The organism is Nocardia sp. FDAARGOS_372 (assembly GCF_002554515.1).
GTDB classification, from domain to species: Bacteria; Actinomycetota; Actinomycetes; order Mycobacteriales; family Mycobacteriaceae; genus Nocardia; species Nocardia farcinica.
The window spans coordinates 5025097-5039439 of sequence record NZ_PDDW01000001.1 but is presented as its reverse complement, the minus strand read 5'-3'; the positions used below and the strand labels follow the sequence as shown (position 1 = coordinate 5039439).

The 14343-nt window shown below is 65.4% G+C and carries 14 protein-coding genes and 1 tRNA gene; 12 read left to right on the top strand and 3 right to left on the bottom strand.

Annotated elements, in window-relative coordinates; genetic code table 11:
* Positions 1-24: 24 nt before the first annotated feature.
* Together CRM89_RS23625 and CRM89_RS23620 are read left to right on the top strand one after the other, a co-directional pair.
* A complete protein-coding gene (locus tag CRM89_RS23625) occupies positions 25-1044 on the top strand; it encodes an ArsA-related P-loop ATPase (RefSeq protein WP_098086280.1) in 1020 nt (339 codons plus the stop codon).
* Positions 1041-2153 carry an ArsA family ATPase gene (locus CRM89_RS23620; RefSeq protein ID WP_060593775.1) on the top strand — a complete coding sequence of 371 codons (1113 nt, stop codon included), beginning with the start codon at positions 1041-1043 and terminating at the stop codon, positions 2151-2153. Before CRM89_RS23625 ends, CRM89_RS23620 begins: the two co-directional genes overlap by 4 nt.
* Before the next feature lie 130 nt (positions 2154-2283).
* Here the strand turns inward: CRM89_RS23620 and CRM89_RS23615 are convergent, their stop codons facing one another.
* Complete coding sequence (locus CRM89_RS23615) at positions 2284-2607, bottom strand: WhiB family transcriptional regulator (RefSeq protein ID WP_011206869.1); 324 nt, start codon at positions 2605-2607, stop codon at positions 2284-2286.
* 376 nt (positions 2608-2983) lie between these two features.
* Between CRM89_RS23615 and CRM89_RS23610 the strand changes: the two genes are divergently transcribed.
* A complete protein-coding gene (locus CRM89_RS23610; RefSeq protein ID WP_041559769.1) occupies positions 2984-5347 on the top strand; it encodes a penicillin-binding protein in 2364 nt (787 codons plus the stop codon).
* A gap of 6 nt (positions 5348-5353) precedes the next feature.
* On the opposite strand, the gene CRM89_RS23605 is transcribed toward CRM89_RS23610, so the two are convergent.
* The gene (locus tag CRM89_RS23605; protein WP_098086277.1) at positions 5354-5818 is read right to left on the bottom strand and encodes a GatB/YqeY domain-containing protein; all 465 of its coding nucleotides are present in this window, start codon (positions 5816-5818) and stop codon (positions 5354-5356) included.
* Between the two features lie 178 nt (positions 5819-5996).
* Here CRM89_RS23605 and CRM89_RS23600 point away from each other — a divergent pair, with 178 nt between their 5' ends.
* The 8 genes from CRM89_RS23600 to CRM89_RS30520 all read left to right on the top strand — a co-directional run bounded on the left by CRM89_RS23600 (position 5997) and on the right by CRM89_RS30520 (position 12276).
* Complete coding sequence (locus CRM89_RS23600; RefSeq protein ID WP_060593777.1) at positions 5997-6956, top strand: metallophosphoesterase; 960 nt, start codon at positions 5997-5999, stop codon at positions 6954-6956.
* 162 nt (positions 6957-7118) lie between these two features.
* Positions 7119-7937 carry a hypothetical protein gene (locus tag CRM89_RS32060; RefSeq protein WP_076573695.1) on the top strand — a complete coding sequence of 273 codons (819 nt, stop codon included), beginning with the start codon at positions 7119-7121 and terminating at the stop codon, positions 7935-7937.
* A 60-nt stretch (positions 7938-7997) separates the two neighbouring features.
* Positions 7998-8071, top strand: a tRNA-Pro gene (locus CRM89_RS23590).
* A gap of 522 nt (positions 8072-8593) precedes the next feature.
* The gene (locus tag CRM89_RS23585) at positions 8594-8836 is read left to right on the top strand and encodes a ribbon-helix-helix protein, CopG family (protein WP_098086271.1); all 243 of its coding nucleotides are present in this window, start codon (positions 8594-8596) and stop codon (positions 8834-8836) included.
* Positions 8833-9144, top strand: coding sequence for a type II toxin-antitoxin system PemK/MazF family toxin (locus CRM89_RS23580; RefSeq protein WP_098086269.1), 312 nt, complete (start codon positions 8833-8835; stop codon positions 9142-9144). The genes CRM89_RS23585 and CRM89_RS23580 overlap by 4 nt, the downstream gene beginning before the upstream one ends.
* Positions 9145-9632: 488 nt before the next feature.
* A complete protein-coding gene (locus CRM89_RS23575) occupies positions 9633-10421 on the top strand; it encodes a toll/interleukin-1 receptor domain-containing protein (protein ID WP_098086267.1) in 789 nt (262 codons plus the stop codon).
* Between the two features lie 197 nt (positions 10422-10618).
* Entirely contained in the window at positions 10619-11671 is a 1053-nt protein-coding gene (locus CRM89_RS23570; protein ID WP_098087100.1) for a ParA family protein, read from the top strand.
* Between the two features lie 5 nt (positions 11672-11676).
* Complete coding sequence (locus CRM89_RS30520) at positions 11677-12276, top strand: HEPN domain-containing protein (RefSeq protein WP_127516287.1); 600 nt, start codon at positions 11677-11679, stop codon at positions 12274-12276.
* Between the two features lie 88 nt (positions 12277-12364).
* On the opposite strand, the gene CRM89_RS23565 is transcribed toward CRM89_RS30520, so the two are convergent.
* Positions 12365-12586 carry a helix-turn-helix domain-containing protein gene (locus CRM89_RS23565; protein WP_098086264.1) on the bottom strand — a complete coding sequence of 74 codons (222 nt, stop codon included), beginning with the start codon at positions 12584-12586 and terminating at the stop codon, positions 12365-12367.
* 591 nt (positions 12587-13177) lie between these two features.
* Here CRM89_RS23565 and CRM89_RS23560 point away from each other — a divergent pair.
* A protein-coding gene (locus tag CRM89_RS23560; protein ID WP_371391985.1) for an IS3 family transposase occupies positions 13178-14343 on the top strand; the annotation gives its coding sequence in 2 pieces (ribosomal slippage) (positions 13178-13460 and positions 13460-14343; 1167 coding nt in all).

Here is a 14343-nt window from a genome sequence, read left to right as displayed (position 1 = left end):
GCGAGCGTGGGAGTACCAACTGCAGTGCCCGTTTCGGCGGAGTCGGGGCTGGACAAGGGGTGGCCGAAGCGTGCGGAGCAGGCGCGCCTGCACTACGTCTCCGGCAAGGGCGGCACCGGTAAGTCCACGGTGGCCGCCGCGCTGGCGCTGGCCCTGGCCGCGGGCGGGCGGCGGGTGCTGCTGGTGGAGGTGGAGAGCAGGCAGTCCATCGCCCAGCTGTTCGATCTTCCGCCGCTGCCACCCACCGAGACCAGGATCGCGACCGCCGACGGCGGCGGCGAGGTGGTGGCGCTGGCGCTCGACATCGAGCACGCCTTCCTCGAATACCTCGACATGTTCTACAACCTGGGCTTCGCGGGGCGAGCGATGCGGCGGATGGGCGCCATCGAGTTCGTCACCACCATCGCCCCCGGCCTGCGCGACGTGATCCTGACCGGCAAGATCAAGGAGTGCGTGGTCCGCGTCGATCAGGCGGGCAAGCCGGTCTACGACGAGGTCGTGGTCGACGCACCGCCGACCGGCCGGATCGCCAGCTTCCTCGACGTCACCAAGGCGATGGCCGAGATCGCCAAGGGCGGGCCCATCGCCTCGCAGGCCGAGGGCGTGTCGCGGCTGCTGCACTCCGACCAGACGATGATCCACCTGGTCACGCTGCTGGAGGCGCTGCCGGTGCAGGAGACCGCCGACGCGGTCGCCGAGCTCACCGCCAACGACCTGCGGATCGGCACCGTCATCGTCAACCGCGCGGGCGAGGGTTACCTGCCCGCCGACGTGCGCGACCGGGCCGCGGCCGGTGACCTCGATCGCGCGGCGATCCGCGCCGGACTCGAGCGCGCGGGCATTCGTCTCGACGAGGCCGATGTCGAGGGGCTGATCACCGAGGCCGTCGAGCACTCGACCCGGTTGCAGGCGCAGGACACCAGCGCGACGGAACTGAACGAGGTCGGTGTGTCCCAGCTGTACCTGCCCGCCCTGACCGACGGCATCGATCTCGGCGCGCTGTACGAGCTGGCCGAACACCTGAGCGCACAGGGAGTGCGATGAACACGCTGGATGTCTCGGGGATCATCGCCGATCCCACCGCCCGGGTCGTGGTGTGCTGTGGCTCCGGCGGCGTCGGCAAGACGACCACCGCGGCCGCGATCGCGCTGCGGGCCGCCGAGCTGGGCCGCAAGGTCGTGGTGCTCACCATCGACCCGGCGCGCAGGCTGGCCCAGTCGCTCGGGGTGGCCGAGCTGGACAACGCGCCGCAGCGGGTGATCCTCGGCCCCGAGGCCAAGGGTGAGCTGCACGCGATGATGCTCAACATGCGCCGCACCTTCGACGAGATGGTGCTCGAGCACACCAGCCGGGACAAGGCCGAGCAGATCTTCGCCAACCCGATCTACCAGACCGTGGCCTCGTCCTTCGGCGGCACGCAGGAATACATGGCGATGGAGAAGCTGGGCCAGCTGGTGTCCCGGCGCGAGTGGGACCTGATCGTGGTCGACACCCCGCCCTCGCGCAACGCGCTGGACTTCCTCGACGCGCCCAAGCGCCTGGGCACCTTCCTCAACGGCAAGATGATCCGCCTGATCATGGCGCCCGGTCGCGGGGTCGGCCGGTTCGTGACCGGCGCGATGAGCCTGGCCATGCGCGGTGTGTCCACGATCGTGGGCGGGCAGATGCTCAAGGACGCCTCGAACTTCCTGCAATCGCTGGAGTCGCTGTTCGGCGGCTTCCAGGACCGCGCCGACCGCACCTACGCCATGCTCGCCAAGCCGGGCACCCACTTCCTGGTGGTGGCGGCGCCCGAACCGGACGCGCTGCGGGAGGCGTCGTTCTTCGTGGACCGGCTCTCCAGCGAGGGCATGCCGCTGGCCGGGCTGGTGCTCAACCGGACCCACCCGGTGCTGAGCAGCTTGCCGGGCGATCACGCGCTCACCGCCGCCGACCGGCTCGCCGAGGACGATCCGCTGACCGCGGCGGTGCTGCGCATCCACGCCGAACGGGTCGCGACCGCGAAGCGGGAACGGCATCTGCTGGTGCGGTTCACCGGCGCCCACCCGCGGGTGCCGATCGCGCCCGTGACGGCGCTGCCGTTCGAGGTCTCCGATCTCACGGCGTTGCGCGCGGTCGCCGATCAGCTCACCGGCGCGCCCGCCCCCGTGTGATCGGTTCCGCTCGATAGCGAATTGGCCTGGGTCGCCGAAAGAACAGGGGCCGCAACGCCTTACCCTGAAAATGGAACTGAGCCCGCGATCGCGGGCTCAGTTCGCTGGTTGTCGGTCCTGCCGGTCTGTCTCACATCGCCACTTGGTGCTGGCGCTGGGCCTGGAAGAAGTCGGCCCAGGAGGTCACCTCCGGATGCTGCTTGAGCAGCGCGCGACGCTGCCGTTCGGTCATCCCACCCCACACACCGAATTCCACTCGATTGTCGAGAGCATCGGCTCCACACTGCATCAACACCGGGCAGTGCCTGCAGATCGTCGCCGCCTTGCGCTGCGCCGCGCCGCGGACGAACAACTGATCGGGATCCACTTCCTTGCATCGGGCCTGGGAAACCCAGGCGATTCGAGCTTCGGCCTGCTCCACGTCCAATCGAGCGATGGGGGTTGTCATATGCATTTGGTGTGCCCCTTTGCAGTCCGAACACCGGTCAACGGCGCTCCAGAATCGCGTGCCAGTGCGCAGCTACCCGTACCCTGCTGCGAACTGAACCACATTCCACTTTTAGTGTTAGCTCCATCACACTGGGTTCTCAATCTAGGTAAAGGTATGGCCCGAGCGCAAGACCGTCTCGAGATTTTTTGGTACGCCCGTCCATGCACCTGCCAGCACGAGACCGATCGGTCTGCGTGGATGTCCGACTCGCCGAGGCGACACGCCGAACATGCGCGGGAGACACGCTGATCGCAGCGTTTCCTGGCGTGGCTCGCACTGCGGGACAAACACACCCGCAAACGCCGCGGCGCCACCCCGTAGGCTTGGCACCGTGTCGAACGTGCCGATCACACATACCCTCGCGAAGCTCGCAGGCAGCTGCGCGCTGGCCGCGGTACTCGTCGCCGGATTGCTGTTCCCGCTCGCCGGTGGTTTCGGGTTCGTCTCCAACCGCGCCGCCGACGCCGTCGACAACGTCTCCGCCGAACTCGTCGAGGGCACCGTCCCCGCGGTGTCGACGATGGTGGACGCGGCGGGCAACCCGATCGCCTGGCTCTACGAGCAGCGGCGCTTCGAGGTGCCCAGCGACCGCATCTCCAACGACATGAAGCTGGCGATCATCTCCATCGAGGACCGCCGCTTCGCCGAACACGACGGCGTCGACTGGCAGGGCACCGTGCGTGCCTTCCTGACCAACACCACCAGCGGCGAGGTCCAGCAGGGCGCCTCCACGCTGGACCAGCAGTACGTGAAGAACTTCCAGCTGCTGGTGGTCGCCAAGACCGACGCCGAGCGCCGGGCCGCCATCGAGACCACCCCCGCGCGCAAGATCCGCGAGATCCGCATGGCGCTGACGCTGGACAAGGAGCTCACCAAGGACGAGATCCTCACCCGGTATCTCAACCTCGTCCCGTTCGGCAACTCCTCGTACGGCATCCAGGACGCCGCGCAGACCTATTTCGGCATCGATGCCGCGGACCTGAACGTGCCGCAGGCGGCCATGCTGGCCGGTATGGTGCAGTCCAGCTCCAAGCTGAACCCGTACACCAATCCCCAGGGCGTGCTGGACCGTCGCAACACCGTGCTGGACACGATGATCCAGAACATCCCCGGCCGTGCCGAGGAGTTCCGCAAGGCCAAGCAGGAGCCGCTGGGCGTGCTGCCGGAGCCGAAGGGGCTGCCGCGCGGCTGCATCGCGGCCAACGACCGCGGCTTCTTCTGCGACTACGCGCTGCAGTACCTGGCCGAAGCGGGCATCAGCCGCGAGCAGATCGACAAGGGCGGCTTCCTGATCAGGACCACGCTCGACCCGGCCGTGCAGGACTCGGTCAAGCGCGCGATCAACGACCACGCCAAGCCGGACCTCGACCACATCGCCGAGGTGATGTCGGTCGTCGCGCCGGGACAGGACTCGCATCCGGTGCTGGCGATGGCCAGCAGCCGCACCTACGGCCTGAACCAGGACGCCAACGAGACGGTGCAGCCGCAGCCGTTCTCGATGGTCGGCGACGGCGCGGGCTCGGTCTTCAAGATCTTCACCACCGCCGCCGCGATGGAGAAGGGTCTCGGCATCAACTCCCAGCTCGATGTGCCCGCCCGCTTCGACGCCCAGGGCATGGGCAACGGCGGCGCGCGCGGCTGCCCGCCGGCCACCTACTGCGTCGAGAACGCGGGCCGCTACAAGTCGCCGATGTCGGTGACCGAGGCGCTGGCCACCTCGCCGAACACCGCGTTCGTCAAGCTCATCCAGGCCGTCGGCGTGACGCCGACCGTCGACATGGCGGTCCGGCTCGGCATGCGTTCGTTCACCAAGCCGGGCACCTCCGGCCACGGCAACCAGAGCCTGGCCGACATGATCAAGGACCAGAACCTCGGCTCGTTCACCCTGGGCCCGGTCGCGATCAACCCGCTCGAGCTGTCCAACGTGGCCGCGACGCTGGCCTCCGGTGGTCGCTGGTGCCCGCCCTCGCCGATCAAGGAGGTCATCGACCGCTACGGCAAGCCGGTGCCGCTCACCCAGCAGGCCTGCGAGCAGGTGGTCGAGCCGGGGCTGGCCAACACCCTGGCCAACGCCATGAGCAAGGACGACACCTCCGGCACCGCCGCGGGCGCGGCGCAGGCGATGGGCTGGGGCGGCCTGCCGATGGCGGGTAAGACGGGCACCACCGAGAGCCACCGCTCCTCGGCGTTCCTCGGCTTCACCAACTCGCTGGCCGGCGCGGTCTACGTCTACGGTGACAGCCCGACGCCCGGCGAGATCTGCTCGTTCCCGCTGCGCAACTGCGGCAGCGGCGACCTGTTCGGTGGTAACGAGCCTGCGCGCACCTGGTTCAGCGCGGTGAAGGGCGTGGTGGGCAACTTCCCGCCGCCCGCGCTGCCGCCGCTGGACGACAAATACGTGCGCGGCGCGAACAACGCGCAGGTGCCCGATGTGGTCGGGATGTCGCAGAGCGAGGCGACCACGGCGCTGGTCTCGGCGGGCTTCCAGGTGTCGGCCGTGAACGGTTCCGGACCGCCGCCGAAGGGCAGCGTGATGAGCATGGCGCCGAACGGCTCGGCGATTCCGGGCTCGGTCATCACCATCTACATCAGCGACGGCACCCAGCGGCAGGCGCCGAGTCCGGCGGCGCCGGCGCCCGCGCCGAACCTGCCGGCGCCGCCGCCGCTGCCGAACATCCCGCTGCCACCGTGGTGGCCGCGGTAGCCAGCGCTAGAGGCGGGCTTTGACGGCCGCGGAGATCCGCGAGCCGTCGGCCTTGCCCTGGGCCAGCTGGGTGGCGATCTTCATGACCTGGCCCATCTGGGGCATGCCCGGCCGCTCCCCCAGCTGCTCGGCGACCTGGGCGATCGCGGTGTCGGCGAGGTCGGCCACCTCCGCCTCGCTGAGCTGGGTGGGCAGGTACTCGTCGATGATGCGGGCTTCGGCGTGCTCGTTGGCCGCCAGCTCCCCGCGCCCGGCCTGGGTGTAGACCTCGGCCGACTCGTTGCGCTTCTTCGCCTCCTTCTGCAGGACGGCGATCACCTCGGCATCGGACAGCTCCCGCGCCTGCGCACCCGCGACCTCGGCGTTCTGGATCGCGGCCAGCAGCATGCGCAGGGTGGCCAGGCGCAGGGTGTCCTTGGCTTTCATCGCGGCGGTCATGTCCGCACGCAGGCGCTCTTTGAGTTCCGACATGGGCCTCACGGTAGTCGGTCCGCCGGTGCCGCCCCACCACATTTCGGCTGTGCCGCCCGACCCGTCGCGGCCCGGTATGTTCGGTGATTTCCCAGGTCGGACCGGGTGCGGCCGAATTCGCCAGGCGTGTGCGGAAACACACTCAGCGTTCTCCGCCCGCCTCACCTATGCTGGGCAAATGTCCGTGATCTCGACCTCCGCTGTCCGCAGAACCGCGCTGGGAGCCACTGGGGCCGCGGTGGCCGGCATCGGCTACGCCTCGCTCATCGAGCGCAACGCGTTCGTGCTGCGGGAGGCGACCATGCCGGTGCTGCCGCCCGGGTCGTCGAGCCTACGCGTGCTGCACATCAGCGATCTGCACATGATGCCCGGCCAGAAACTCAAGCAGCAGTGGCTGCGCGAGCTGGATCGGCTCGAGCCGGACCTCGTCGTGAACACCGGTGACAATCTGTCCCACCAGAAGGCGGTGCCCGCCGTCGTGCAGGCGCTCGGCGGACTGCTGGCGCGGCCGGGCCTGTTCGTCTTCGGCAGCAACGACTACTTCGCCCCGGTGCCGAAGAACCCGCTGAAGTACTTCAAGACCGACCATCGCCGCGTCCACGGCGCCCCGCTGCCCTGGAAGGACCTGCGCGCGGCGTTCACCGAACGCGGCTGGATGGACCTGACCCATGTGCGCCGCGACCTCGAGGTGGCCGGTATCCGCATCGCGTCGGCGGGCGTGGACGACCCGCACCTGCGCCGCGACCGCTACGACACCGTCGCGGGTGCGCCCAACCCGTTGGCCGAGCTGAGCATCGGCCTCACCCATTCGCCCGAGCCGCGCGTGCTCGACCGCTTCGCCGAGGACGGCTACGACCTGGTGCTCGCCGGCCACACGCACGGCGGCCAGCTGGTGCTGCCCGGTTACGGCGCCCTCGTCACCAACTGCGGCATCGACAAGTCGCGCGTGAAGGGTCCTTCGCGGTGGGGCGAGCACACCCGCCTGCACGTCTCGGCGGGCATCGGCACGTCGCCGTGGGCGCCGTACCGGTTCTGCTGCCGTCCCGAGGCCACCCTGCTCACGCTCGTCGCCGCGCCGCCCAAGCGGCCGCTCGCCGAGAGCAACGAGGGGCTGTCCACCTCCTCCGTCGCGGGCTGACACCGACCTCGTCCGGTGAACCGTCGCATCGAATCCCGATGCGACGGGGGGTGACTCACGCCCGCGACTAGGCAATGTCCGGCCCGGGTGGGTAGGGTCGCGTGCCGAGAACGAACGTCGGTCGAGGAGGGGACGACGGTGCACGGTGGATTCGATCGCGACATGGGGGACACGGCGACCCGGACCACTCCCATACCGCCGCAGGGCCTTTCGGCACCGCCCGGCGACCACGACGACATGGCGGTGGCCCGGGAGCTCTACCGGCCGAGCTCCGGCGGGCACCGCTGGATCGGCCTGGGCATGGCCGTCCTGGCCGTGCTCGGTGGCACCGCCGTCGCCGTGCTGGCCGACGGCTCCGATGCGGCCGAGGCCGACGACGCCACGGGCATGGTGAGCGCGCTGACCCCGTCCACCCGCACCCGCACCACCGAGCAACCGGTGATCTCCGCCCCCGCCGTCGTCCCCGGCTACCGCGCCGTCGTCGCCCCGGACAGCGACGCCGCCTACGACGTGCCCGCCGACTGGACCATCGCGCCCCCCGACCGCTCCGGTGGCTTCGGCAAACCACCCAACACCATCGGCGGCAAGGGATACGCCTCCGAGGGCAAGGACTACTGCCCCGGCTCCACCCGCACCGTCGCCTTCCTCACCGGCTCCCCCACCACCGACACCACCGCCGCCGCCCTCGAAGTCGGCGCCCGCGCCGCCCGCATCGCCTACCTCGCCGACCCCACCCCCACCGCACCCGAGCCACTGCACTCCCTCGACGGCACCCAGCACGGCACCTTCGCCGAAACCCGCGGCCTCATCCGCGACCCGGCCCCCGGCTGCGCCCCCACCTTCTCCATCTACACCTTCGCCACCCCCGCCGACACCGGCAGCCTCGTCATGGTGATCGCCGCCGACACCGGCGTCGCCAAGGCCGTCGACCCCGACACCGCCAAGCGCATCTTCACCAGCATCCGCCCCTATAAACCCTGATTGACCTGCCGGTTTAACGCCGGAGCCCACCCTGATGTAAGCTAATCCAGGTTCGCTTCACGGGGTGTGGCGCAGCTTGGTAGCGCGCTTCGTTCGGGACGAAGAGGTCGCAGGTTCAAATCCTGTCACCCCGACGTGTTGGTTGAGACACCGAGAAGGCCCTGACCAGTAGTTTTGGTCAGCGCCTTCTCGCATTTCCAGGTCAGCCGCGCACCGACGCCAGCCGAGTACCCAGTTGATACACAGCTCGTTCACGAGCGGTCCGCGCGCGGCAAAGTCGAGGGCTTCGACCACCGCCTCCAGATCGTCGGCGAACAGATCGGCGTAGGTTTCGTGCGTGAGCACTGCCGATTTGTGCCCGAGCAGCAGCGCCCGGGAGGTCCTTCACGTTCGCACCGGCACTTATCGCGAGTGAGGCTGCGGTGTGCCGGATGTCCTGTGGCGCGGGTGGATATGAGACGCTGCACGGCCCTGTTGAAGCTACACGGCATGGTCGAAGACCCGCGCGGTCGGTTGGTCGAGCCCCGCACCATTTCGCTCTTCGGAAACGGGAACACAAGTGCGTATCTGCTCTGACCAACGATCCACGTGATGTGTGACAAAACTGATGCGGTCAATGAACCGGCAATTGGTATCATCTACGCATGACACATGCGATGACCGTCAGATTGGACGACGAGACGTTCCGCCGTCTCCAAGAGCTGGAGCAGGCAGGCGCTCCCTCGCGGTCAGCGGCAGTGGTGGCAGCAATCCACGAGGCGTGGAACCGGCTCCAGGATGAGCAGTTGGCCCGAGCCTACGAGGCGGCAGTAGCCCAGTCGCCCACCTACCCGTACGAGGACGAGGACGAGCGCGCCGTACTGCGTGCCCGGCGTAACAAGCGCCAGATCCCCGCGTGAACGCGCCTGTACGTGGCCAGGTCTACCGGGCGGATCTGGGCTACGGGCCCAAGCCCTGGTTGATCGTGTCCAACAACCAGCGCAACCGCGTGACCTTGGACGTGCTCGCGGTTCGGATCACCACCACCCGGCGAGAGCTGCCCACCTGGGTGGAGCTGGGATCCAATGAGCCGCTGACCGGTTTCGTCAATACGGACAACATCGAGACTCTGGCCAAGGATGAGCTCGGCGACTACCTGGGTTCGCTCTCTGCGAGCGCGATCTTGGAAGTCAACCGCGCGCTCACCATCGCGCTCGGCATTCCCTGATCCCGGTCAGTACGCAACGCCACCGACCCCCAACCGCTGCGGCCAATCCTGCCAACACCCGAAGCCAAGTCAGCTGGCACAACCAACACGTTCACCAACCGCTCTGACCTGCGCATCTACCGACCTCCATAGTTCGGGACGAAGAGGTCGCAGGTTCAAATCCTGCCACCCCGACTGGGAGGGGGATGGAGGACGGTACATGAACCGCATGACGCCAGTCGGCACGGCTGATGTCACCGCGATCATTCAGCGCACGTCGGGATCCGGGTTACTAGCGACACCAAGGCTGCACATCTTGTGTCAAGATAGCAATCTGCACCCCACATGTACCGCGTGTCGAACGCATGATCGATGTCGGCCATGCAAGAATCAGCTCACCGAGATAGCCCGGCTCCTTTCTGGCTAGCCGAATCTGGAGGTGGGCTGACACAGCTTCGGCCAGAGCTGCATCGACAGTGCATGTTGTCGCAGCGGCGGGAAGGGACAAGATGGCAACGAACAGGAACGCTGCGCAATTCAGGCGGGCGGCCCAGGAAGCTCAGCGCAAGGCCATGCAGGAACAGCGTCGCCGAATCAACGCGTACAACCGGGAAGTCGACCGCGTCAACAAGGCGAATCAGAAGGCTGTCGATGACTTCAACCGCCGTCTGCGACGTGCGGCAGATGATGCCAACCGCCAGGAACAGCGGCGGGTTGACGCCTACAACCGTCACGTGACGGAAGTCAACTCACACAACCAGAAAGTGGACGCCCACAACCGAACACTCATCTCAAGCCTCGCCCGAAGGAGCCCAAGGGTGGTCTTCACTCAGGATGAGCAACAGCTGGCCGACCGAGTGCAGCAAGTTCTAATGCAGCAGGACGATCGTGAGTACGACGTGTTCGTCAGCTACGCGCACATCGATGGAGCAGACGTTGCCCGTCAGCTTACTTCCGAGCTCAGGTATCTTGGCGTACGCGTCTGGATGGATGACGTGATGGCCCTGGGGCAGGGCATGGCTCGACAAATGGACCGTGGCCTGGTCGCCTCCCGCTGTGGTGTTGCAGTGCTCACGCCCGCGTATGTCACCGGTCGGTTCTGGACCGAGCGCGAGCTAGGCGTTCTCCTGCATAAGGCGACTCTGATTCCGGTCGCTCACAACGTCAGCTTTGCTGAAATCGCCAAGTACTCAGGGTTTCTCGGAGATCTTGTGGGCCTCTCTACGCACCAAGATGCAGTTCCGCTGCTGGCCCAGAAGATCGCCGCGATAGTCCTGCCCAACACCGCCGCTGCGTAGCTCCTGGCGTCGTCATTGCGTACGCGATGCACCACTGTGTGGCTGCTGTGCTTCGGCTCACTACTCAGCACCTTCGGCACACTGCTCCTGCTCTTGATGGGCCTGCACGCCAACCGCATTGAGGGGTCGCCCATGTAATGTGGGGCGGCAAGGTCGGAGTCTGTTCGGACTACGTTGATTCCAACAGAGAGGCGGGCATGTCTAAGATCGCGCTCTTCAACCACAAAGGTGGAGTTAGCAAGACTACGACAGTCTTTAACTTAGGTTGGATGCTTGCTGAGCAAGGCCACACTGTACTGATGGTTGATTCGGATCCTCAGTGCAACCTGACTGGAATGGTTTTGGGCTTCAAAGGTTCGTTTGAATTGGAGAAATTCTACGAGAGGGAAGGACACAACACTCTTCGATCCGGACTAACTCCAGCGTTCGAAGCTCAGCCCCGATCGATAGCGGCCGTTGCAACCGTAGAAGTAGAGAACAGGCCAGGGCTTCATCTACTCGCGGGCGATCTCAGACTTGCCGAGTACGAAGTCACCTTGGGCATAGCGCAGGAGTTGTCGGCCGCTATACAAGCTTTGCAGAATCTCCCAGGCAGTCTCGCGTTTCTTATTGATGAAACCGCTAGTTCAATCAGCGCCGACTATGTGCTCATTGATATGAGCCCAGGTCTAGGGCCAATCAATCAGAATCTTGTCGCAACAAGTGATTATTTGATACTCCCTACTTCGCCGGACGTGTTCTCCGTGATGGCCATCGATTCTTTGAGTCGAGTGCTGCCACGGTGGAAGCAATGGGCAGACCAAGCTAGCAGTTTGCCGGTTTTGCGAGATGCCGCATACCCTTTTCCTACTCCCAGACTCAAGATCATGGGAACGGTAATCCAAAAGTATCGCCCTAGGAAGGGGCAACCAGCTAGCGCCTTTCAAAAGTGGATTGACGAAATAGATAAGGCGGTGATGAGCAGGCTTCGTCCAGCAGCGCAATCGGCAGGTTTGTTGCTACCCGATGAGGTGTATGCTGCCGGATCGGTCGGAGAGTCGCTGAATTTGGCTCTCATTGCCGATTTCAACAGTTTGATCTCTCGATCCCAAGAGCACCTGACGCCAGTCTTTGCGCTTACTGAAAGCCAACTGGAGGCTGTAGGTGATGTGCTTGAAAATTTTAAGGAGTCGAGGGACTCGTTCCATATCGAATTCAACTCGCTAGCTCGCAAGGTATCCGCCATGGCGGAGATGGTAGGGGCGTCTTAATCAAGATGCCACAAGACGAACTTCAGCTATTTCGGCAAAATCTGACCTACGCAGAAGATCTTGTGGCCACAGCCGTGGCTTTGTCTGCCCAAGTCACTGCCGCAATTAATACGGACGATCTACTGCGTTCTGCTCTTGTTCAAGGTGTGAGCGCATTCGATCACTTCGTCCATGAGGAAGTTCGCGCTCGCATGATATTGATCCAACAGGGAAAGCTGCCTCGCCCTGCCGGATTCGATCGTTTTCGTGTGAGCCTGCGATCTGTGGCTGTGTCCATGAGCGCCACCGACACTACATGGCTTGAGTCTGAAATTCGAGAGCAGCATGGTTATCTGAGCTTTCAACATCCAGACAAAGTTGCTGATGCGTTCCGATACGTGACCGATGTCAGCCTGTGGCAAGCAATTGCTCTTCAAATTGGTTCTAGTCCAGCATCAGCAAGGAGGCAGCTAAAACTGATTGTGGATCGTCGAAACAAAATTGCTCACGAGGCGGATACTGATGTAACGCCTCCTCGCACTCGGTATCCCATAAACGAAGGCGATGTGCGCGATAGCCTTACGTTCCTCGGTGTGCTCGTCAACGCGATCGTCACGGTGATATAGAATTTCGGAGCATGAGATGCGCGTGCAGGCGGAATAGCTGTCAAAGTCCTTTATGGGCGCATTTTCACCCCTCGATCGCGTAACGCCTTCACACACTCCCCTTGCTCTTGCCGAGCTTGCGGGCGACGGAATTGATGGACCGCCCCTCGCCGTAAAGGCGTACTGCCCATTTGATCTCCTCCTCAGTCATTGGCTGGTACCGCATTTGGACGCCGTGCTCCTGAAGGATCTTCAAGAGCCAGCCCTTGGACAAGCCGTGCTGCTCGCACAGCGTGTTCGTGGAGGTGCCAGAGCGGTAGGCGTCAACCAACTCGGCGACGGTGGTAGGTGAGAGCCCGACGATCCAACCGCCGCGGCTGAACGGTGCTGCTGTTCGTCTTCCCAGGCCGGCGGGCCGGAGCAGCCTCGATCTTGGCCATGATCGTCTTCAGCCAGTCCGGATCCCACTGTTTCAAATACCGTCTGCTAACCCCGACGTGTTGGTTGAGACACCGAGGAGGCCCTGACCACTTCCCCTGGCCAGGGCCATTTTCGCCCGGCGCATTCGCGCGGTCAGCAGGCCCGGGCAGGCAGCGGGGCCGCTCATTCGTTGTCTCCCATCGAGCGGCCTACCGTGTGGCGTTCGCCCGGTCTTCCGGATCTTGTACCAGTAGGTCGTCGCCACATTCCCATGCCCAATCGCCACCGCGATCATGTGTGGCGGTATCCGTCGTCGGCCAGCCGCGACCCTGGCATGTTGGACGGTGGCAGCTTCACCATCGAATTCGATGGGGGAACGAGCGCTTTCCTCGACTGGGTGACGCCGCGTCTACCGTCTCCGAACACGCTTCACTTGGGGCTGCTGCAGGGATAGGTGTCATCGATCTGGCTTGCCGGGAGGCGGGCCTGGAAGGATGTCATCGTGCCCAAGCCCTATCCCCGCGAGTTCCGTGACGACGTCGTCCGCGTTGCCCGCAACCGCGACGAAGGGGTGACCCTGGACCAGATCGCCGCCGACTTCGGGATCCATCCGATGACCTTGTCGAAATGGATGCGCCAAGCTGATGTCGACGAGGGCGTGAAGCCGGGAGCAACGACCTCGGAGTCGGCTGAGTTGCGGGAACTGCGGCGCCGTAACCGGCTGCTCGAGCAGGAGAACGAGGTCCTGCGCCGGGCCGCTGCCTATCTGTCCCAGGCTCAGCTGCCGGGAAAAAGATCTACCCGCTCGTGAAAGAGCTCGCCGCCGACGGGATACCCGTCGTGGTGACGTGCCGGGTGCTCAAGCTCGCTCGCCAGCCCTACTATCGGTGGCTGGCGAGCCCGGTCACCGCCGCGGAACTCGCCGAGGCCTACCGGGCGAACGCCCTGTTCGACGCTCACCGCGACGACCCGGAATTCGGCTATCGGTTCCTCGCCGACGAAGCCGGTGCCGCGGGTGAGCCGATGGCCGGTCGGACAGCGTGGCGGATCTGCTCGGCGAACCGGTGGTGGAGTGCGTTCGGCAAACCCCGCCGCGGCTCGGGAAAACGGCCAGGACCACCGGTCCACGACGACCGAGTCCACCGGGACTTCACCGCTGATCGCCCGAATCGGTTGTGGCTGGCCGATATCAGCGAGCATCGGACGGGTGAGGGAAAGCTCTATATCTGCGCGGTCAAGGACGTGTTCTCCGGTCGGATCGTCGGCTATTCGATCGACTCCCGGATGACCTCGCGGCTGGCGGTGACCGCTCTGCGCAACGCGGTCGCTCGCCGCGGTGAGGTGGCTGGCTGCGTGGTCCACACCGACCGAGGGTCGCAATTCCGTTCGCGGCGCTTCGTGCACACGCTGAACAGGTTTCGCATGGTGGGCTCGATGGGCCGGGTCGGCGCCGCGGGTGACAACGCGGCGATGGAGAGCTTCTTCAGCCTGCTGCAACGCAACGTCTTGGACCGGCGCGGCTGGGGCACCCGTGAACAGCTCCGGATCGCGATCGTGGTCTGGATCGAGCGCACCTACCACCGGCGGCGGCGCCAGGACCGGCTCGGCCGGTTGACCCCGATCGAGTACGAAGCGATCATGACCCCGGCAGCCCGACAGGCTGCCTAA

Bases quoted from the DNA above. Each gene is read 5' to 3' on its own strand.
- CRM89_RS23620 (WP_060593775.1), top strand. From the start codon at position 1,041: ATGAACACGCTGGATGTCTCGGGGATCATCGCCGATCCCACCGCCCGG.
- CRM89_RS23615 (WP_011206869.1), bottom strand. From the start codon at position 2,607: ATGCATATGACAACCCCCATCGCTCGATTGGACGTGGAGCAGGCCGAA.
- CRM89_RS23605 (WP_098086277.1), bottom strand. From the start codon at position 5,818: ATGTCGGAACTCAAAGAGCGCCTGCGTGCGGACATGACCGCCGCGATG.
- CRM89_RS23600 (WP_060593777.1), top strand. From the start codon at position 5,997: ATGTCCGTGATCTCGACCTCCGCTGTCCGCAGAACCGCGCTGGGAGCC.
- CRM89_RS32060 (WP_076573695.1), top strand. From the start codon at position 7,119: ATGGGGGACACGGCGACCCGGACCACTCCCATACCGCCGCAGGGCCTT.
- CRM89_RS23585 (WP_098086271.1), top strand. From the start codon at position 8,594: ATGACCGTCAGATTGGACGACGAGACGTTCCGCCGTCTCCAAGAGCTG.
- CRM89_RS23575 (WP_098086267.1), top strand. From the start codon at position 9,633: ATGGCAACGAACAGGAACGCTGCGCAATTCAGGCGGGCGGCCCAGGAA.
- CRM89_RS23570 (WP_098087100.1), top strand. From the start codon at position 10,619: ATGTCTAAGATCGCGCTCTTCAACCACAAAGGTGGAGTTAGCAAGACT.
- CRM89_RS30520 (WP_127516287.1), top strand. From the start codon at position 11,677: ATGCCACAAGACGAACTTCAGCTATTTCGGCAAAATCTGACCTACGCA.